The organism is Flavisphingomonas formosensis (genome assembly GCF_009755815.1).
Lineage (GTDB): Bacteria > Pseudomonadota > Alphaproteobacteria > Sphingomonadales > Sphingomonadaceae > Flavisphingomonas > Flavisphingomonas formosensis.
This window is the reverse complement of sequence record NZ_WRPK01000003.1, coordinates 551,642-573,412: the sequence shown is the minus strand read 5'-3', so window position 1 is coordinate 573,412 and position 21,771 is coordinate 551,642. Positions and strand designations below refer to the sequence as shown.

Here is a 21,771-nt window from a genome sequence, read left to right as displayed (position 1 = left end):
TCACTGCAGCTTGCAGGGAGAGCCCGCCGCCGTGCCCGGGCAGATCGCGCTCCACAGATCGTCATTGCCCGCACCGGTCACCGGATCGTCGATATCCGGCATGACCGTATAGGGATCGAAATCGATCAGCTGGATCGCGGTCTGGTCGAGGAACGGCGTCAGCACGCCGATTGGCGTGTCGCCGTCGATCACCGAGACGATGTCCTGAACCGGCGGCGTCGGCGGGCCGCCACCGCCCTCCACGCAATCGCCGCCTGCGATCAGGCAGTTGTTGGCCTTGGAGCCAAGCGTATAGCTTCCGGGCTTGTCGCTGTCCGCCTGCTGGATCTTGATCAGCGGGATGATCGCCTTGCCGGTCGTGAAGCTGCCGTCGCTGTTGAGGATGCGGCCGTTGAGCACGATGTCCGTCTGCGTCCCGTTCGCTGGCGTGACGATAGCGACGCTGCGCGCCGTGAAGCCGCCGCGCGTGCCGGGCGTGGTGCCGTTCTGCCCGCTATTCTGGATGTACAGCGACTCGCCGGGCGTAAATTCCAGCGCGCCCGCCTGGATGTAGCCGGCGCTGTTGTCGAGCCCGTCATTCTCTCCGAGGCGGCCATTGCGGGCTTCCGTATCGGTTAGCGTCGCCAGATCCTGCTCGGCCTTGAGCGTGCCGACGAAGATGCTGTTGGCGCCAAGCTGCAAGCGCCCCGACAGCGTATCGTCCTTGCCGGTGATCGTTACCGATCCGTCCGGCGTGATGACGTCCAGCAGCCCGCCCGCGTTCAGGGAGAGAATGTTGCCGCTGGCCGCATCGGTGAACCGCACGTCGCCCGCGACGCGCAGGCCACCGGGGCTCAGGATGGTGAGCGCGCCGGTCGCGGAGGCGATATTGGCGTTGGCGCCGTCGGCGCCGATCACATCCAGATCCTCGATGCGGATATCGGGCGCGCTCGGTACCAGGGCGCCGGGCGCGTCGACGCGGATGGTGATGTTCTGCGCGTGGAGGCGCGAAAATTCACCATTGTCGAGCACATAGCCCTGGCTGCCGCCACTGCCACCGATCGTGGTCGTGGTGCCTGGCGCGCTGTTGCGCAGCGTGATCTGCGATGTCTCGGTGCCGCCCCCGATCACCGCCGCATTGCCGATCCTGATATCGGACGAAGCGATGGCGATGGTTTCGCCTATTGCCTTGCCCTCGATCGTCACGAGGCCCTGCGCGGCGAGGCCAAGGGCGGATCCGGCCTCGACATCGCCGGTGAGCCCGGCCGTTCCGCCGGATTGGATGTCGATGTCGGTGGCCGCGCGGGCATCGCCGATCGTCACGGCATCGCTTGCGAAGAAGGTTGCCCCGCCGGCAGACCGGGCCTGATCGACCGAGAGCGTGGCCGCGAGCAGCGCGATGTCGCCGCTGGTCGATGTGACCGAGCCGACGTGCAGGTCGCCGATCGCGTTCAGCGTGACGGCAGTGCCTCGCGCATCCACATGGCTGCCGGATGCTATGTCGCTGCGCACCAGCACAGCGCCGCCGCTCGAAGTCAGGTCGATGTCGCTGCCGGCGTGGAGCGTATCGATGTCGATCCCGGCAGCGGCATCGATCGTCGCGCCTTTGCCGGCCTGAAGCGATTGGGCGCTGAGCCCGCCAGTGCCGACGTCTAGCGAAAGGGCGCCGGCCGCGTTCGCGGAATTGACCGAGAGCGGCCCGCCCGCGTTCACGTGGATATCGCCTTTGGAAGATTGGACGTTATCGATGGAGAGGCCGCCCAGCGCGGTCAGCGTCACAGCCGTACCGCTCGCATCGACCAGACCGCCCGCGGCGATGTCCGCGATCTGGATCGCACCGCCGCTGCTGCTCAGCTGGATGTCGCCATCGGAATGGACCGTCGTAATCACGATGGTGCCGGCCGCGCTGACGCTGACTGTCGTCGGGTCGATGGCGTCGCCGGTCACGGACCCGCCGATGCTCTGCACCGTCACGGCGCCAGGCGCGGTGAGCTCGCCGAAGCCGATGTCGCCCGCAGCCGTCAGCGTGAGCGAGCCCGTGCCGCCCGCAGTGGCATTCTGCACGTCCAGCGTGCCGCCGCTGCTGCCCAGAGTCACCGACTGGCTGGCGGTCGCCTTGTCGACCGAGAGGTCGCCGGCAGCATTGATCCTGACGTCTCCTCCGGTGGCGGCCACATTGTCGATCGCAAGCTTTCCGGTCGCGGTCAGCGTCACCGCCGTTCCGGTTGCGTTCACCACGCCGCCGCTGGCGATATCGTCGCGCACCAGGATTGCGCCATGGCCGGCAGAGAGATCGATTTTGCCGCCGGCCGACAGGCTATGTGTGTCGATGCCAGCGTCCGCATCGAGCGCCATTGCTCCCTTGGCGTCGATCGAGCCTCCCGTGATGCCGCCCTGGGCACTGGTGAAGGTCACGCCGCCGCCTGAGTGGACGGCGATGAACTGAATGTCGCCGACGCTGGTCACCTCGATCGCGCCGCTGCCGGTGGTGGCCGCGGCTCCCAGCGTCGCCTTGCCCGCTTTGATGTCGATCTTGCCGCCCGCGGTGAGGCTCGAGGCGCTCACCAGCCCCTTGGCGTCGATCGCGATGTCGCGCGCGGCATCGGCCTCGGTGATTGCAGCATCGCCGCCGGCGGTGACCGCTAGGTCTCGCTTGGCGCTGACGCTGGCGAAGCCGACATTGCCGACGGCATCGATCTTCACGTCGCGCGTGGCGCCGATCGTGCTGCCCGTGATGCCCGCGCCGCTCAGCAATAGATCCTGTGCTGCATCGGCAGCGAGAACCGACAGATCGTTGACGGCCGTGATCGCGACATCGCCGATCCGCGACGTTGCCGATCGGATAGCGAGCGCCCCCGGCGCGGTCAGGGTCACGGCGTTGCCGATCGCATCGACGAGGCCGTCGGATGCGATATCCGACACCAGCACGGAACCGGCCAGCGAGGTGAGTCCAATGTCGCCGCCGGCATGCGCCTGGCCGATCGTCACATCCTGCGATGCCTGCACCGTCATTTTGCCGCCCGCGCGCACCGTGGCGGCGTCGACCGGGCCGTTTAAGGCGATGATGGACAGATCCTCGTCCGTCCGGACGACGCTGCCCGGTGTCGCTGAAAAGGCGGTTCCAGCCTCGAAATTCGCCGAACCGGCGTGGATGCTGTCGGCTGGCGTCGCGGCCTGGCCGGCATGGTTGATATCGATCCGCTGGCCGGTGGTGACGAACAGGTCACCTCCGACATCGAGCCCGCCGGTATCCGCGAAGTCGAACTGTGCCGAGCCGCCGGTGGTGAGCGCTGCCGATCCCTGTATTTCGATCGCGCCGCTCTCCGAATAAACGCTGATGTTCGGCGTCGTGGCTGATGCTGCGCCATTCGCTGAGGCTGTAAGATTGGCGATGCGCAGCGATCCCGTCGGCCCCGCGGCGCGATCGGTGATTTCGACGAAGCCCGCCTGATCGCCGCTTGCTCCGATCACGATGGTGCCGAGCTGTGCGGAACCGGACAGACCCAGTTCGTTGTCGTCCGCTACGGCGATCACCACGCGTCCGCCCGCGCCCGGGCCATTCGCTCCCGCGGCGCCGTTGACCGGCGCGATCGGCGGTTGATTGGGTTGGGGGGAGGGGCCGCCCGTACCGCTGCCGCCGGCCGCGCCCTGGCCGCCCGCGCCGTCCGCCAGCAGCGATGCGCTGCCGAGACGGATCGAACCGCCGGATGCGGAGACGGAGGCAAAGCCGCCATTCCCCGCGCCACCGGCACCGCCGTCGCCGGCCGCCGAGCCGATCCCCGACGCATCGCCGCCACGGCCACCCGCGCCACCCGTGGCGCGAACGTCGAAGATCAGCGCGGAATGCGGATCATCCAGGATAGAGAGCGTGCCTTGGCCGCTGGCCAGCAGCGTGATGCCGCCTCCGTTCGCCTGGCCGCCTTGGCCACCCGTTCCGCCTGTCACACCGGAACTGCCCACGCCGCCGGCGCCGCCGGTCGCGCTCGCATCGATCGCCGTTGCATTGGCGATGGCTGCGGTCGCACCGCCATCGGCAGTAAAACCGATGGCGCCGCCCGCGGCATCGCCGCCGCTGCCGCCATTGCCACCATCGGCACTGTCGCCGCCGGCACCCCCGATGCCCGCCGCGGATGCCGAGAGCGCCTTGATCGTGAGCATGCCGCCGCCGCTCGCATAAAGATCGATCAAACCGCCAGTGCCCGCACCGCCGGTTCCGCCGTCGCCGGACAGGCCCATGCCGCCGGCCCCGCCCAGTCCCTTGGCGGAGAGCAGCGCGCTATCCGCCAGCAGAGTCCCGCCAAAGCTCGACAGGCTGATGGCGCCGCCGCTGCCGCTGCCGCCCATGCCGCCGGTGGCGCCATTGCCACCCGCGCCGCCCACACCGTCCGCGGTAAGCGCCAGGAGGAGCGGGTCCGCGTCGCTGAAGCCGATCGATCCGCCGAAGCCGCTGCCGCCATGGCCGCCCATGCCATTACCGGCGCCGCTGCCACCCGCGCCGCCCTGGCCGCTTGCGTGCAGATTCGCTGCGCTGCCGAGGTCGATGCTGTTGCTGCTGCTGGCCGAGGTGGCGATCGTCGCCATGATCGTGCCGCCGCGACCGTCGCCGCCATTTCCGCCACCGGAGCCGAAGGGGCTGTCCGGATTGCCCGGCAGCCCGTCGCCACCGATGCCTCCGGCATCCGCATCGAAACGGCTCGCCTTGAGCGAGCCGGCAGTCACCGAGAGGTTCACATTGCCGCCCCGGCCTTCGCCGCCATCGGCATTGCCGATGCTCATCTCGCCCGGGCCGCCGCCGAAGCCCCGCGCGTCGATCGATACATCGCCGAGCGCGATCGTACCGCTATGGGAGGAGGAAGAGCCGGAGCTCAGTCCAACGGTGCCGCCCTGGCCCAGCCCGCCGGTCCCCCCGGAATTGGAGGTGCCGCCCCGCCCGCGCGCCGACAGCCCTACGTCGCCCGAGCGAAGCTCCCCCGACGCCGCATCGAGGGTGATCGTGCCCCCGCTTCCAACGCCGCCATCGCCGCTTCCGCCGCCACCAAGCGGCGAGGCGAAGGATTGCGCGGAATCGCCGCCGCGTCCATCGGCGGTCAGCGTCATCGAACGGGACGTGATCCTGCCTGGAACGCCGGCTTCGCCTTGGTCCGCTTCGACGGTGATCCGGCCGCCGGTGCCGTTGGCGCCGGTGCCGCCTGCCGCGGTGGAGTAGCCGCCGAAGCCGCTGGCGTCGGCGTTCAGCGCGAAGCCGCTGGATCCGGAGGGTGCGCCGATCGTCCCATCGATCGCGGAAACCAGGATGACGCCGCCACGTCCCTCGGATCCGCCTTCGCCGGCCATCATGACGCCATTCCCGGACGTGCCGGTTGCAAACAGGTCGACGCTCGTACCGCGTATCGTCACGATGCCGCCGGTCGTCGAAACCTCGATCGATCCGCCCCCGCCATTGCCGGCCGAACCGTCTTTTCCCTGAAACGACCCGCTGCCGCCGGCGCCGCCGGCGCCGTTGGCCGTGATCGAAAGAGTGTTGGCGGAGGCCGCCCCGCCGCTGACCGCGCGGAAACTGGCGTTGCCGCCGGTGCCGAAGCCGCCATCGCCGCCATGGGGCGTGCCATAGCCGGTCTCGAATGCGTTGCCGCCGTCACCGCCGAAGCCGGAAACGTCGAAACTTACGTCGCCTACGGTCAGCGTGCCGGCATTGGCATAGATGTCGATCGTGCCGCCGCGGCCGGCGCCTCCGTGATAGCCGCTGCCGCTCCAGGCATCCGATCCCCGGCCGCCGGTCGCGCTGGCGTCCGCGGTGACGTTGCCGAGCGTCAGGCTCCCGGCGCCCGCGCCCAGGACGATCGTTCCGCCCGTGGCATTGCCGCCGTCGGTGCCGCCTATCCCGTCCGCGCCGACGGCCGAGGCGATCAGTGTCGCGTCGGTAGCGGAAATCGATGCGACGGGGGTGCCGGTGGTGACGATCGAGATCGAGCCACCCTCGGCATCGCCCCATCCGCCGCCGCCGATCGTCTGGGTCTGAAAGCCGCTATTGCCGGTCGCCTTGGTGGATGCCGTGATGCCCTTGGTGACGGCGATCTTGGCGCCGTCCGCCAGCACCGAGATGCGTCCGCCGCTCGCCACATTGCCGTCCGCTTCGGCCGAGAGAGCGAGAGCGCCGCCGATGGTGAGCGATCCGCCGGTCATGGCGATCGATGCCGTTCCGGCGACCGCCTCGTCATGGCCGGGCAGCGCATCGGCCTTCAAAGCAAGATCGCCGCCGATCGTGATCGTGCCGCCATTGCCTTCGATCTTCGCCGTCCCCGCCGTCACGTTGCCGAGCTGGGCATCGAGGCCGGAAACGATCAGCGTGGCGTCGCCGCCGACCTTCACCGTGCCGCCTTTGGCCGCGAGGGTGACGGTGGCGGGCACCGGATAGGCATTGGCATCGAAGCCGAAGGATTGCAGGACCAGATCGCCCCCGACCTGGATCAGCTTTCCCGCATCCGCCTCGAAGTGGATGTCCTGGCCGGCGTTGATCACCAGATTTTTCGAGAAATTCAGATTGCCGGCAACGCTTACGTCATTGGTCGCCGCTGCCAGCACGCGGGAAGAGAAAGTTCCGTCGGTCAGCTTCAGGTCGGCATTTTGTCCGACGCCCAGGTTGAAGTCGATGCCCAGCTGGAAATCGCCGTAATTGTCGAAGAAGGTGCGGATGTTCGATCCCGAAGAGAGCACGACGACGCCATTTTCGATGCTGGCGTTCGATGCGGCTTCGAAGCCGACATTGCCGCCGACAAGCATGGTCACCGCGTCGTTCTTGGGCACCGCCACCATCATCACCAGGTGCGGATCGCCCGATCCCGTGCTGGCGGGCCCGGTGGTCGTGCCGGTGTGGCTCAACGTCACCTCGTCGCCCGCGATCTTGGGATCGACATAGGATCCCGTCGTCACCTGGATGTCGAACAGGTTTTGCGTGATCGTGATGTCGGCAGCCTCCGCCGCCACATAGTTGGCGGTGCCGTTCACCGTCACCGTGCCGGCCTGGCTGATCCTCGGGGCGATCAGCGCGACATAGCTGCCCGCGTTCAGCGCATTGATCTTCGCGCCTTTCTCGACGGACACCGCGGCGCGGCTGTCGGCATCGCCGCGGAACTGGACGGTCTTCGCGCCGGGCTTGCTGATGATGTCGTCTGCCGTGAGCAGCAGGCTGCCGATGTTGAAGGTGGCGGACGATCCAACCACGATGCCGCCCGGGCTGTAGAACCATAAAGTACCGCCGCGTGCCGATCCGATCGTGCTGTTGATGGTGCCGTTCAGCCCGATCGGCCGGCTTGGATCCTCGGGTATGATCCGGTTGAGGACAGTATAGTTGCCGCGGCCCGTAAAGTTCGCGACATTGTCCTTGGGCAGGAAATCTATCGTTCCGCCGCCCGATCCGCTGTCGCTCGGTGTCCAGTTGATGATCGCGCTGGAAGATCCGATCGTGATCGTTTCGATGCCCGGCGTCGAGCGGTCGTATCCGACGCTGCCGGATGCCGTACTGGGCGCGCCCTGAAACGCCTGGCCTCGTGCTACCGACGGCATGGCCAGCACGGCCGCCAGCGCACAACTCGCCAGCAGGGGCAAGTGGCGGCGGCGGATATGCCCTCCGGACGACATTGCCTTGCTCGACATCACATCACTCCCCGCCGGCTGGATCCGGCTGCTGCTTTGATCAGTAGGCCCAGGGCCACAGGCGCGTGGTCAACGAAATCAGGAAACGGACATCGCCCTTGGGGCGCTGGACGCCAGCGAGAAAGGCGGGCGGATGGCTGAGCGGCACTGCCACCGTCGCATCAAACCGCGCCCGGTCGCCCCACGCCACGCGCGCCCCGCCGCCCGCGGAATAGAGATGCTGAGGATCGCGCTCCGCATAGGGCCGGTAGAAGCCCTTGTCCTGGTTCCACACCCAGGCTGCATCGAAGAAGGCGAATGGCTGTATCGCCAGGTCCTTGCCCGATTTGGGCACGATCGAGCCCAGCCGGATTTCGCTCTGGAAGCCGACGCCGCTGTCGCCGAGCAATGTGCCCGGATCGTAACCGCGGCCGACCGTATAGTTGCCGACCGAATATTCCTCGTAGCTCAGTAGCGGATCGGCCGAATATTGCCCGCGCGGCGAGAGGAAGAAGGCGATGCCGCGCATCGGTCGATATTCGAAGCGTGCGTCAGCCCGGAACACCGTCGCCCGCGGATCGCCGTCCGGATGGGTCAGCGTCGGCAGGATCAGGCTGCAGATCAGGCTGGATGGTCGCGAGCAGGGCTTGCTGGCATTGAAGATATCGATACCCTTGCGGATCTCCACCGATCCGCCGATCCGCCAGCGCGGCTCGATCGCATTGAAGCGCGGCCCGCCCGCGAGGCTGGTCGCATCGGTCGCGTCGAAGTCCAGCCGCGCGTAGAGCATGCGCAGCCGGTCGCGGTTCAGTGCCGCGCCACCGAAGCGCACATCCTGATCGATCACGTCGAGGCCCACCGCGCCGCGCAGATTGAGATCCTGCCGCCGCACGAAGGGGTAGGAGGCTTCGAGATTATAGACCCGGGTGTTCGATCGGATCGGGAAATTCCCCGCAATGCCGGGATGGGTCCATGCCTGGGTGTAATTGCCGCCGATCGTCAGCCCTTGCCGCCCGACACGGAAGTCGTAGCCGAGCTGCAGCACCTGCTGCTCTTCGAAGTCCGCGGTCGAGAAGAGGCTCGCCGACGCTCGGTCGCCCATGCCGAGCAGGCCGTAGACCTCGCCCCGGATCATGCCGCCGAAACGGCCCACCTCGCGCGATCCGTAGTTCTGGATATTGGCTTCGATCGCGACCGGCGTCTTGCGGATCGACACCTCGGCGATCACTTCGCCCGGCACGGTGCCCGCCGGCCGGAGCACGAGCCGCACGTCGTAGCCGGGAAGGTCGCGCGCAAGCAGCAGATAGCGTTCCGCCTCGCGCTGGTTGAAAACCTCTTCCTTCTTCAGTGCTTCCAGATAGCCAGCGATCAGCCTTTCCGACCGCCCGGCGTTGCCGCGGACCTGCACGGCGACGATCTTCGCCATGAGCACCTGGAGATGGACCGTCCCGTCACCGATCTTCTGCGGGGGAACCTGCACCGCGGCCAGATAGCCGGCCCGTCGCAGGATCGTCGCCGCCGCGTCGCGGATCTCGCAGACCGAGGCGATCGGGATCGTCTTGCCGCGCAGGTCCTGCCAGGACGATGCCAGCTGCGCGGCGGTGAGCCCGCGCAGATCGTCGAACACCACATTCTGCAGCGTGAAGGTGACCGACTGGAACTTCGGATCGGCGAGCGGACAGGGTGCACGCTCCACTTCGCCTTCGACGGTCAGCCGGCTCGGTGCAGGCTGACCATCCTGAGCGGGGGCGCGCTGAATCTCCTCGCGCGTCGGTGCACTGACGCCGGTCGACAGCTGCTGCCCAAGCGCGGGCCGTGCCGCGCCAGCGAGAAGTGCCAAGATCAGGCCCGAATATCGGCCCGCCTTGTGCCAGCAATTCATCATCGCGCCCCTTTGCGCCGCCACCATTCTACCGATTCGTATAGAAGGACATGCCGGCCAGCCGCCACCGGAGATCATGTGGCGGCCATCGAGCGCGGTGGGCTCCGAACCGAATGGGCCGGCCCCCAGCTTTTTCCGGGGCCTTGCTGGCCTTTGCCGGAAAACACCATCCCTGTCGTACACGGTGCGACCGTTGGGGTTGGGCTAACAGCCGCTGCCGAGGGTTGCAAGCGCCAACGCCCCTGATCAGGCCGATTCAGCCGCTCTTGCCCGACTTCGTTTCCGGCAACGCGACGGTTTCGATCAGCAGGTCGAGCTGTGCCTGGCAACCGTTGCGGATCAGCGCGCTCGCCATATCTTCGATGCCGGCGGGTTCGATGCCGATCGCCACGAAGGTCAGCTTCGTCGGTTTCTCGCCCTTCTGCCACGTCAGCGCATAATCGCCGTTCAGCGCCAGCTTCGCGGCGGCGGGCCAGGCCGCTGCCGCTTGGCCGGCCGACCAGGTCACCGGGGTCTGGCTGCCGTCCGGGCCCGTGATGGTCGCGTTCAGCGGCTGCCGGATGTCGGGTCGCCACAGCACCGGCGTGCTGCCTTCGCGCACGCATACGCGTCCGCTACGGCGTACATCGGTGTACCAGATGTTCGGGCTGCGTGCAGGCTCGTTCGCCGAGACCTCTGTTTCACCGCGAACCGCCCCGATCCGTGCCCGCCGCTCCGCACGTTGGGTGACGAGCGCGGTCAGGGTGTTGCGCGTTCCGCTCGCCTGATCGGAAGACGCGGCCGCGCTGAACGTGCCCGGCCCACGCAAGGTGCGCGTGCCGGCGCCGTCGAGCAGGACGATCATGTCGTTCGCCTTGAGCGCGATCGAGGTAGCGTCCGGCAGTTGCCGCCCCGGCGGATAACTTCCCGCCGACGGTCCGCTCGACCGCACGACGAGTACTTCCGCAGAGGCTGCGCCGGCGGCACAGACCAGTGCGATGCCCGTGATGGCGCGCAGCGGCGCTACAAATTTAGTCCAAGACAAAATAGCCTCCCGGTCCAATCTTTCGCAGCCGATCGAGCAGTTGGGCGAGCGCGCGGTCGTCGGGGCGCGCTTCCGACACTTTTTCGAGATCGGCGATTGCATGGGGATCACCATCGTCGAATCGCCGCAATAATGCTGTGAGGTCCGTCACATGGGGATTTTCGGCCGCATCCACCGGCTCGAATATGTCGACCGGTGTCGATCGCCCGCGCAGGAGGATTCGCCCCAGCGGTCGCAGTGCGGATTGCTGGATGCGTTCGCGCGCCTGCTGGCTGATCAGGATCGCCGTGCCCAGCCTTTTGTTCGCCGCCTCCAGGCGCGACGCGGTATTCATCGCATCGCCCAGCGCGGTATATTGGATGCGGTCTTCGCCGCCGAAATTGCCGACCACCGCATCGCCGCAATGCAGCCCGATCCGCGTCCGTCCGAGTGCCGGGAGCGCGTCGCTCGAGGGGCGCCGAAAACCCTCTCCTGCCTCGTGCATCTCGATCGCGGCGCGCAACGCCCTGTCGCCGTCGTCCGGTCGGGCGATCGGCGCGCCCCAGAAGGCGACGACAGCATCGCCGACGAACTTGTCGAGCGTTCCGCCATGCTTCAGCACGATCTCGCTCATCATGTCGAGATAGCGGTTGAGCAGAGTGGCAACCAGTTCCGGCGGGATTGCATGGCTCAGCTTGGTGAAACCCTCGAGGTCGGTGAACAGCGCAAAGATCCGGCGTTTCTCGCCATGCAGGGCCAGTTGCTCCGGATCGCGCAGAATCTGCTGCACCACGTCCCGCGGCAGATATTTGCCGAGCGCGGCCTGCGCGAACAGCCGCTCCTCCGATCCGACCGCCTTCGCCGCCGTGCCTGCGGCGGCGAAGGCGAAGATCCAGCCCACCGCCCAGCCGAACATGGGAAGTTCCTGCGTGTCCACTCCCGAGAATTGCAGCCAGACCGGTATGCCGAGGCCGAGCAGCAATTGCCCGATCAGCACCGCCGCGAGCCGCAGCGGCGCAAGCTCGCCGAGGCTGGTGAGCGCGCCCGCCGGCACGATCAGCAGCGCGCCGAGCCACAGCGCCCATCCGGGTATGATCGTCAGCCTGACGTCGTCGAGCAACTGGGCCAGCATCGTCGCGTGTATTTCCAGCCCGGTCGTCGTTTCCCCACTGATCCGCGTCGCCGGTGTTTCGAACTGGTCGACGTCGCTAATGTCTCCACCGATCAGCACATAGCGGCCCTCGATCTTCGACCTGAGCTGATCCGCTATGGCAGGAAGGGCAAATAAGTCTATAGGGAGCTTATTGAAAACGCCGCGATCCTCGTAGAGCGGCAGCCGGTACCGAATGCTCCCGCGATAGTCCCGGAACGCAGGGTGAAACGGCACCATCGCATTGGCCAGCAGCGGCGGCAGGGTGGCTGGCTGCGAGGGCCAGCTGCGCTCGACATTGTCCTCTTTGTCGGCTTCGAAGCGGATGCTGGCGGGCTTCACGGTCGCGCTGTGTATCGACCGCAGGAAACCGCGTAGAAACTCCTCCTGCCACAGCTGCATGAAGGTGCCGTTGGTCGCATTGGAGGCAAAGCCCAGATAGGTCGGCGTTTTTATCGCGCGAAAGGCCGCGATCAGTTCGGCGTCCTCCGGCTGGGCCTGATCGATCAATATGTCTATGCCGATCGCCTTGGGCTTCATTGCATCCAGCGTGCGCAAAGCGCGCGCCAGCACGGCGCGATCGAGCGGCGATCGCTTGCCCGTGGCGCGCAGCGTGTCGTCGGTATAGACGACCAGCGTGATCCGCTTGTCCTGCTCGACATGCGGCGAGGCCAGCACCGCGCGAAAATCGTACAGCGCCCGCTCGGCATCGCGTGCGAGCGGCACCGACCAGGAGAAGCGCGCGAAGAGCATCGCCAGCAGCAGGAACAGGATCGTTGCTGCGAGTCGCCACAGGCCGATACGCCGGAGCGTCCGGCGCAGCTCGGCACGCGAGAAGCGGCTGCCGGCAACGGTTTCGGACGATGCGTCGGGCACGATCGCTGCGCGAAGGGTCAGCGCGCGCGTACGATGGGCTGGCTGCCGTCGCCGATCAGCGCGAAGCCGGCCCAGTAATATGGATGGGAGGTGTTGGGATCGGCCATCAGTTTGAGCTCGGCCAGCCGCAGCGCCTCGGCGGCGGACGTGCCGGCCGGCGCATGGAAGAGGCCGCCTACCAACCTCTCGGTGGCGTTGTAATTGTCCGGCGCCGGCCAGTGGCTCGCCAGCACCGAACGGCCGCCCGCGCCGATGAAGGCGCGCACCAGCCCGTCCAGCGCATCGCCGCCGCCCGACGTCACGCCCGCCTCGCGCGTCGCCGCGATCGTGGCGGTGCCGGCGGTATCGCAGGCGGACAGGATCACGAGATCCGCATCGATATGCAGGTCGTAAATCTCGCGGAAGCTCAGCAGCCCATCGGAATCTCCGCTGCCGAAGGAGGTGAGCAGCGCCGGTCGCGCCGGGCATTCGGGGCGCGGCGCGGTGACCAGGCCGTGCGTGGCGAAGTGCAGGATCCGATATTGGGCGAGGTCCGGCCGCTGCTTCACGCCGGTGTCGGTGAAAGCCGCGTCGGTGACCAGTTGGGCGTTGGTACGGCCGATGATCGATTGCGCGGTGAGAAGCTCGGTTGCGGGGATAGGGTGGTTCCAATTGGCCAGCGGCCAGTTGCAATCCATTCCGTCGGCGCTGGGCGGCCGCACCGCGGTCAGCTGCAGGAAAGCCGAGACCGGCGCATTGTGCCCGAAGCCGAGATACTGATGCGCGCCGGCGGCCGGCGCGACGCTGCGCACGTCCTTGAACGCCTTGGCCGAGACGGCGGTGCTGATGTCGGTCCTGCGCGCCAGCCAGGCGATGTCCGTGAAGTTGAACTCCTCGGCTTCGGACGCACCAGGCCGCAGCCCGCGGCTGGCATAGGCGTCCACGCTTGCCTGATCGGTCACCAGCAGGCCGATCGGCAGGCGCAGCATCGCGCCGTCCGGCTCGAAGATGAGGTTGCGGGTCGCGGCGATCCGGTCGGCCACCGGCCCGGTGAGGGCCACGTAGAGACCGTGTGCCAGCTTCACGTCAAAGGGATAGGTGAGCAGCTGACCGTTCTCGACCACCGCGATCGTCTCGCGCAGTGCGTTCACTTGCTTTTCAAGATCGCCGGTCGAAATCGCCGCGCGGTATGCGGTCGCGCCGTCATGCGTGGCATAGAGGCCGTAGACCGCGTCGCCGATGACTGCGAGCTTGAAATAGGCTTCGTCGCCCTTCAGCGTCTCGCGCAGCTCCGCCAGTGTCAGCACGTCATTGGCCAGCGCGCGATAACGCGGAAAATCGGCGAGCTTCGCCTGCGTCGCCACCTGGTCCGCCTGCAATCCGACGAGCGCCTTCTTCGCTGTATCGAGCCGTGCGGTATCCTGCGGCGAAAGCGCCGGTTGCGCGGCGAGCTGAGCGATCTCCATCCGTGTCCGCTCAACCTCGCGGCCGAGATTGACCGCCTGGCGGAACAGCCGTGCCGCCTCGTCGCTGCCGCCGCCGAGCTGCCGGGCCAGCATCGCCTGCGTCTCGGCGACGCCCGGCCGGACGAGCGTCTCGCTGGCCAGGAAGAAATCGTCCACCAGCGCGGGCTGCGCCGGCATCTGATCGACCAGCAGCGCGAAATAGGGCGCGAGCAGATTCTCCATGCCGAGCGTGCTGGTCCGCGCCTCGACCATCCCGCTCACGACCTCCCTGTAGAGGGCGAGCGCAGCTTGCGCGCGGTCGGTGCGCGCCAGGAACGCCGCCAGCCGCGCCTTGGCGCCGTTTACGGCCGCGGATTGAGGATATTGGCCCTGCAGCAGGACCAGCGCGTCGCGCAGCAGCGTCTCGGCGCGGCCGCGATCACCCTTGGCCTCGGCGACCGCGGAGAGCTCGGCCATGGTCTGGGCGCGCAGGCGCACGATCGAGATTACCTTGCCCTCGCGCACGGCGACGAGCCTGTCGATCGCAGCGCCCAGATCCGCCTGGGCCTCGTCCAGCCGGCCTTCGAGACGCAGTGCCGTCCCCCGCAGGGCCAGCGCCTGGGCGTCCAAGAGGGCGGCCTTTTCCTCCGGGGTGAGGCGGGCCTCCGGCGACCCTGCGAAAGGACGCGCCATCGGCAGGCCGGTGTTGATCGCGGCTGCCATCGCCGCGTCGATCTGCGGTCCGGGGATCACGGCCGCGGCATCGGGCGCTCGCGGCGTCAGCGGCGCGTCGAGCTGCGCCAGTGCCTCGGCCGGCCTGCCCTGGTTGATCTGGTGGATGGCGCCGAGGTTGCGGCGGAGCCGCAGCTGCACCGGATCCGCGGTCGGAATCGCCTTCGCCCGCGCGAACAGAGCATCGGCTTCCTCGAACCGGCCTAGATTGGATTGCTGGAGCGCGCGGTTGACGAGATATTCTCCCGCCCGCTGATCGTCCGGACCGGAGCGCTGCAGCAACGTGTCGAAGAATTCGGCGGCCTCCGCATAGTTGCCGCTATTGTTGCGCCGATAGCCCTCGGTGCGCACCTGATCGCTGTCCAGCGAGCCCGCCTGCACCCGCGCGAAGGCGACGGCATCGCCGGCTTCGGTCGTCGCCACAGACACGGAGCCGGGCAGGAAGCGATCGGCGACGATCGTCCGCAGGCCGAGCTGAAGTGCGCTGTCATATCCGCCCAGCCCCTCGGCGACATAGACGGTCCGGCCGCGTTTGAGTGCGTGGACGCGGTAAGTGACGTCGGCGTCCAGCCGGACGCACTGCTGCGTGGCGACGGTGCCCAGGTCTTCGATCGCCTCGTTCGAAGGCGCCTCGCAGCGGGCTTTGGCCTGGCGGATCCGGTCCAGTCGGGCGATCGGATCGTCGACGCCGGTGCGCAGGGCGTAGACTTGCCCCACCGGCACGGCCGCATCTCGGCAGACGATCGACCAGGACCGGTCGAACATCCCGCGCAGGCCCGGATCGAGCGCGGCCGACTGCATCTGGCACAAGGCGCCGCCGCCGCTGCCGAGATGAAAGCTGTCACGCAGGCTCGGCGGGGTGCTCCCCTGCGCCGCCGCGACGGAAAGTGTCCCGGCCAGGCCGGCGGTCACAGCCAGATGGCGCAGGACCAAAACGATACGCACGCATGCCTCCCACTTTCGGCGGGGCGCCTGCGGCCGCATCTGGCCTTGCTTTATCTGTCCGCCCCCGGATCACGCGACTCGCCGGCGGACGATACATCACCGGGATCGCAAGTCTAATCCCTTCCCGCTGCCTGCGAAGGCGAGCAGCAACGCCAGCATACCGCCTATCATGGTCCAGAGATTGTAGCGCAGATCGGGGGCTACGCTGACTGCCAGATAACCGAGGCCATAGAGCAGGGCGGATGCGGAGAGCAGCACGACCGGCGGATCCCGTCGCACGAACAGCAGGATCGCAGTCACGAAAAGCCACGTGGCCGGGCGGCCCAGCGGCGAGCGGGCCAATGCCGTCGCTGCCAGATAGACGGCGCGGGCGCCCGGTCCGGGCTTGAAGGAGAGGCCGTAGGGATTGGGTGCGGACGCCAGGAAGATCGCGTCATCCGGCACGTCGCGCTCCAGGAAGCGGATGTTGCGGTTGAAATGGGCCAGCCGATGTGCGGCATAAGCGCTCGGGTGCGTCATGATGGTCGTCAGCCAGTAACGCACCGGATCCGCGTTGTTCTTCTGCAGCCAGTCGGCAAAGCCGTCTTCCGCGTCATAGCATTCCGACGCCGAACGGGGATTGAACATCGCATCGGTATAGCAGTGGCGTGCCAGCGCCAGGCCTTCGTCAGGGCCATATTGCGGAAAGAGATTTTGTCCGCTTCTCACCGTCATGCCGCCGAGATCGAAGGTCACGAGCGAGAGGAAGGGCTGCGTCTTTACCGGCTTCAGCAGCACGGTGTTGATGGCGTGGCCGAGGACGAGCAGCGCCGCGCCCGCCAGCGCGGTGGTGAGCAGCAGGCGCGGGAGGGTTGAGCGCCATCGGGCGGGTGCCAGCATCACGGCCAGGGGAGCGAGCGCCAGGAAGGCATTGAAGCGCGTAGCCGCGGCGATCAGGATAAGCAGCAGGCACAGCAGTCGTTGCGGCCAGCCAAGTGGGCGCCGCACGAGCAGATGCCAGACCAGCATCCCGGCCACGAGCAAAGTGAGAGCCGTCAGGAAACTGTCCTTGAGCACCGAGCCCATCTGTCCGAACGGGATCGGCACCAGGCCGACGAGCAGCACCATCCACGCCGCAATCCGTGCGCCGCGACGGCGGAGCCCATCCGCGATCAGGCCCAGGCCGGCCCAATAGACGACGCAATCCAGAACCAGCATCGGCCCGGCGCCCGGCGCAATGTGGAGCAGTTGGCGCCACAGCCACGCCATGATCGGCGGATGCCAGTCCTCGTAACGGCCGGTGAGCGCCTGGCGATACTGCTCCACCGCGTCGGGCAGTATCGCGCCCCAGTGGAACAGGTAAATCTGAGCCGCGAACAACGGCAGGATGGCAATAGGTAGATACCATCCCGGAAAGGCGGCGTCAGTTCGACGCGACACGGCCGCTGCGTTCCAGCTTGCCCCAGCCGACCCGCGGCCCGCGCAGGGCCTGGGTGACTGCCTTGATCACGACATAATACATGATCTGGCGGTAGCCGAAGCGCTGCGGAATCATCAGCCACAGCAGGCTCCAGCGTTCCTTCCGCTCCAGCGCGAACGCGACGACGCCGGCAAGCAGGTCGATCGCGGTGAACGCGACCCAGTAGGTCAGCATGCGCCAAAGGTCGCCCTGGGTCGCGGCCCAGCCATGCTCGTGCACCGAGATGCCCGTCGCGACGATACTCACCAGCAGCGCCAGATCGATCACCGGCGAGATCATCGCGAAGCCGATCTGGAAAACGAGCGCCTGCGGCAAGCCCACGCGGGCAAGGCCGCGTGGCGTGCCGGTGCGCATGATCTTACGGTGCTTCCACAGGCATTGCAGGGTGCCGAACGCCCAGCGGAAGCGCTGTCGGGCCAGCGTGCCGAAGCTTTCCGGGGCCTCGGTCCACGCGACGGCGCGCTGGTCGTAGATCACCTTCCAGCCCTCGCGCTGGATCATGATGGTCAGATCCTGATCCTCGGCCAGCGTCTGTCCGGGGAAACCACCGACCGTGCGCAACGTCTCGGCCCGCCAGGCCCCGACGGCACCCGGCACCACCGTGATCGCGTTGATCAGCGCCAGCGCGCGGCGTTCCAGATTTTGCGCGGTCACATATTCCAGCGCCTGCCAGCGCGTGATCAGGTTGATGCGGTTGCCGACCTTGGCATTGCCCGCCACCGCGCCCAGCTCGGGGTCCGCGAACCAGCGGGCGAGCCGCGCGATGGTCAGCGGTTCGAACTGGGTATCCGCATCCAGCGCAATCACGATATCGCCCTGGGCGAGCTTCAATCCCTCGTTGAGGGCGCGCGCCTTTCCGCCATTTTCGAGTGTCAGCAGGCGAACGCGCGGATCATCGGAGAAGGCGCGTGCGACGATCGCGCTCGTGTCGTCCTTCGATCCGTCGTCGATCACGATCACTTCGAGATGCACGTCCTCGCTCTCGAGCACACGACGTACCGAGGCTTCGATCACCCGTGCCTCGTTGAACGCGGGGATGAGCACCGAAACGAATCGGTCCGGATCGATTTCCGGCTTTTCGAGCCGGCTTTCCCGCCAGCTCTCGGCAAGCGCCAGCCCGGAGAGCAGCAGCGCGCGGGCGATGCCGATCGAAATGGCGATGAAGAACAGCCAGCGCAGCCCGATCACGATCGCGCCCAGCGTGCTGAACAAGGCAAGGTCGGTCTGCGCGGCGGCTTGGTCCGAGGCGGTCAGCGGCGGCATCACGTCAGTGGATTTGAGGCCGATGAGCTCCGACGCCAGTACGAAGCGATAGCCGCGCGCGCGAAGCTGCGTGATGATCTGCGGCAGCGCTTCCACCGTCTGGGAACGGTCGCCGCCGCCGTCGTGCAGCAGCACCACCTGACCGCTCCGCTCGGGTGTCGCCGCCAGCACGCCCTGCACGGCGGTGTCGACGATATGCTGGACGCCGGGTCGCTTCCAGTCGTCGGGATCGACATGCAGGCCGACCGACAGATAGCCCATTGTCTGCGCCTGGTAGACCGGATTGATTTCGTCGGCGGTGGTCGGCTCGGCGTCTCCGAAGAAGGGCGCGCGGAACAAACGCATCGATCGGCCGGTGAAGGCCTGGAATAGGCGCTGCGTCGCATTCAGCTCCAGCGCGGTCTGTTGCGGGGTCGCCATGCCTAGATTGGGATGGGTGTAACTGTGATTGCCCACCTCATGGCCCTCGGCGACCAGTCTTTTCAGAAGGCCGTGCTCGGTGAGGGCATTTTCCCCGATGACGAAGAAGGTGCCGTGCACCTGATATTGTTTCAGGATGTCGAGGATCTTCGGCGTCCAGGTCGGATCCGGCCCATCGTCGAAAGTGAGCGCGACGAGACCGGGCCGGTTGCCGGCGCGTTGGATGACGTAGGGCAGGGGAAGCTGGCGGAATGCGGTGCTCACGATCAGGCCGCGCTTGTCGACGCTCACATCGCGCACGCCGGGTACAGGCACCGCGCCGACCCGCAATATTTCACCGGTGCCTTCGATGTCGACGTCGGTTCCAGCCGGGATCTGCTGGATCACCTTGGCGGCCGGCAAGGAAGTGATCCTGCGTCCGAAGATCTGCCAGATCGACGGGTCCTCGGTGCCCATGCGCCAGAGCGCGAGGCCGTTGATGCCGGCGGCGCGCAGGGCGGCGATCTGATTATAGGCGCTCGCCGCATCGAGCATCCACACCGTGTGCAGCGCGCCCTGCTGCATATAGGTGAAGCTGCTGTTCGCACTCGTTGCGTCGAACGTCGGCGTGGCGTCGGATTCATGCGCGGCCAGCCATGCGTCTTCCACGGATACCACCTGCGTGTCGCCGCCCTGCGCCCAGTCATAGGCATAGGATCCGACCGCGATGACAACCTTCTCCGGCGGCAGGCCGCGCACGGCGTTGGTGACGACGTGACTGAACCAGGGCTGGGAAGCGATCGGCCCCGGCGGGCCGCCCTGGAAATGTTCGTCATAGGCCATCACGACGATCTTATCGACGATCGCCGCATAGGCGCGCAGGTTCCAGAAGCGGTCGCCTGCGGGGGCCGAGATGGCCACCAGCAGCCCCTTCGCCGCGAACCGGTCGTGCGCGATCTTCAGGAAGCGCAGATAATCGCGCTGCGCTGAAGGCGGCAGTGCTTCGAAATCGAAGAAGACGCCAGCCGCGTGATTGGCGAGCAGGAAAGGCTCGACGCGATCGAGCAGCGACTTGCTGGCGACCGGATCGTGCAGCAGCTTAGCAATTCCCGGCCCGTCCCAATCGCCGTCATGCGCGTTCTGTACCATCGGCAGCAGCAGCGGCTTGTGCGAGGAGGCAGCGAAGATGCGCCGGCCGCGGATGTCTGGATAGACGGTCAGCGTATGGGCGGGGCCGGTCACCGAGATCCAGGCCGGCACCAGCCAGTCGACATCACCGATATGTCGGCTCAGCGAGGCCGCGGAACTGTCGTCCCACGGCACATAGAAGGAGATGGCGAGCGGCCGGCTTCCCTTTGTGGGAGGCTTGCCGGATAGGAACCAGCTTGCCGCGCGCAATGCCCGCCGGATCCCGTGCCCGGCATCGTGCGCGAGTGCGCCTACCCGGCTCGCTCCGGTGATCGGCGGGCGCTCCGGCTCGAATGGCAGCGGCGTTTCGCTCGAGATGGTGACGACGGAGGTGACGAACAGGCTGACAGCCAGGATGGCGAGCGCGACGAAGGCAAAGACGGCCACCGCGAAGCGGCGGCGCCTCTTGCCTGACGCGTCATAGAAGATCGGCCGTTCCGCCACCGTTCCCGTTCCAGAAAGGACGCGGCCGTATCACCAGCGCCGCTTGCCGGGCCATGAACATCTCCATGAATAAATGTCCATGTTCGTTGCGCCTATGATCACCTCTTCTGGGTTGCGAGCCCCACGAGGCTGAGCAGGCCGGCGGCCGCCAGATACCAGCCGACGGGCGGCAGTCCGCCTTCCTCGGCGAGCGCGGTCGCGATCATCGGGGCCAGGCCACCGCCCAATATGCCGCCGACGTTGAACGCCATCGATGCGCCGGTATAGCGCACCCGCGCAGGAAACAGCCCGGGCAGCCAGGCGCTCAGCGGCCCGTAGACGAATCCCATCACGAACAGCGCGAAGGCGAGATAGAGGAAGACCAGCAACATCGTTCCGCCGCCGAACATCGGCGTCAGCAGCAGCCCCGCCGCCATAGTCCCGATGCAGCCGATCATCAGCACGCTGCGCGGGCTGCTCTTGTCGGCGAGCCAGCCCGCCGCGACGATGCCGGCCGCGAGGAACAGGATCGCTCCGAGCTGGATCCCCAGGAAAGTTTCGCGCGGATAGCCGAGCACCTGCGTGCCATGGCTCAGGGCAAAGGCGGTGGAGAGGTAAAAGAGCGCATAGCAGGCGATCACGCCCGCCGTGCCGCCGATCAGCGCGCCCGGCTGGGTCACGGCCACCTCGGCGAGCGGCACGCCCGGCGGGGGGCCTTCCTCCATCATCGCGGCGAAGGCCGGTGTCTCGGTGATCTTGAGCCTCACCCACAGGCCGACGCCGACCAGTACCGCGCTTGCCAGGAACGGCAGGCGCCAGCCCCAGCTCATGAACTGTTCCTGCGTCAACAGCACGCCGAGCAATAGGAAGACGCCGTTCGACGCAATGAAGCCCACCGGCGCACCTAGCTGCGGTGCGATGCCGAAACGCGCGCGCCAGCCCGGCGGAGCATTTTCCACTGCCAGCAGCGCCGCGCCGCCCCATTCGCCGCCCAGGCCGAACCCCTGTCCGAAGCGCAGCAGACAGAGCAGGGCCGGGGCGATCCAACCGGCGGTGGCGTAGCTGGGCAGGAAGGCGATCGCCATGGTCGATCCGCCCATGATCAGCAGCGAGGCAACCAGTGTCGATTTGCGGCCGATCCGATCGCCGAAATGGCCGAAAACGATCGCGCCGAGCGGTCGGGCGAGAAAGGCTATGGCAAAGGTCGCGAAGGCGGAAAGCTGCTTCGCGGTGGGCGACAGATCCGGAAAGAAGAGGTCGCCGAATACGAGGCTGGCCGCAGTCGCGTAAATGTAGAAATCGTAGAATTCGACGGCGGTGCCGACCAGGCTGGCGAGCAGGATGCGCCGCGTCGATGGCCGTCCTGCGGACGCTGGCGTTACCAGGGGTTCGTTGCTGATCGTTGCCATCCTCGCC

Annotated in this window: 8 protein-coding genes; all 8 read right to left on the bottom strand. The window is 67.2% G+C overall.

Annotated features, from left to right (window positions below; translation table 11 throughout):
- The 8 genes from GQY20_RS12065 to GQY20_RS12030 all read right to left on the bottom strand — a co-directional run bounded on the left by GQY20_RS12065 (position 1) and on the right by GQY20_RS12030 (position 21,764).
- Entirely contained in the window at positions 1–7,632 is a 7,632-nt protein-coding gene (locus GQY20_RS12065; protein ID WP_157217300.1) for a hypothetical protein, read from the bottom strand.
- Between the two features lie 40 nt (positions 7,633–7,672).
- Complete coding sequence (locus GQY20_RS12060; protein ID WP_198350927.1) at positions 7,673–9,493, bottom strand: ShlB/FhaC/HecB family hemolysin secretion/activation protein; 1,821 nt, start codon at positions 9,491–9,493, stop codon at positions 7,673–7,675.
- Between the two features lie 256 nt (positions 9,494–9,749).
- Complete coding sequence (locus GQY20_RS12055) at positions 9,750–10,517, bottom strand: hypothetical protein (protein WP_232476011.1); 768 nt, start codon at positions 10,515–10,517, stop codon at positions 9,750–9,752.
- On the bottom strand, positions 10,504–12,522 hold the full coding sequence (locus GQY20_RS12050; RefSeq protein ID WP_232476010.1) for an adenylate/guanylate cyclase domain-containing protein: 2,019 nt from the start codon (positions 12,520–12,522) through the stop codon (positions 10,504–10,506). The genes GQY20_RS12055 and GQY20_RS12050 overlap by 14 nt, the downstream gene beginning before the upstream one ends.
- Positions 12,523–12,539: 17 nt before the next feature.
- A complete protein-coding gene (locus GQY20_RS12045; RefSeq protein ID WP_232476009.1) occupies positions 12,540–15,623 on the bottom strand; it encodes a CHAT domain-containing protein in 3,084 nt (1,027 codons plus the stop codon).
- A 96-nt stretch (positions 15,624–15,719) separates the two neighbouring features.
- Entirely contained in the window at positions 15,720–17,042 is a 1,323-nt protein-coding gene (locus GQY20_RS12040) for a hypothetical protein (RefSeq protein WP_157217297.1), read from the bottom strand.
- Positions 17,026–20,376: a polysaccharide deacetylase family protein gene (locus GQY20_RS12035; RefSeq protein ID WP_157217296.1), complete on the bottom strand. Its 3,351-nt coding sequence runs from the start codon at positions 20,374–20,376 to the stop codon at positions 17,026–17,028. Before GQY20_RS12035 ends, GQY20_RS12040 begins: the two co-directional genes overlap by 17 nt.
- Before the next feature lie 98 nt (positions 20,377–20,474).
- Positions 20,475–21,764 (bottom strand): MFS transporter, encoded by a 1,290-nt coding sequence (locus tag GQY20_RS12030; protein ID WP_157217295.1) that lies wholly within the window; start codon positions 21,762–21,764, stop codon positions 20,475–20,477.
- Between the last annotated feature and the right edge of the window lie 7 nt (positions 21,765–21,771).

Bases quoted from the DNA above. Each gene is read 5' to 3' on its own strand.
- GQY20_RS12065 (WP_157217300.1), bottom strand. From the start codon at position 7,632: ATGTCGAGCAAGGCAATGTCGTCCGGAGGGCATATCCGCCGCCGCCAC.
- GQY20_RS12030 (WP_157217295.1), bottom strand. From the start codon at position 21,764: ATGGCAACGATCAGCAACGAACCCCTGGTAACGCCAGCGTCCGCAGGA.
- GQY20_RS12060 (WP_198350927.1), bottom strand. From the start codon at position 9,493: ATGAATTGCTGGCACAAGGCGGGCCGATATTCGGGCCTGATCTTGGCA.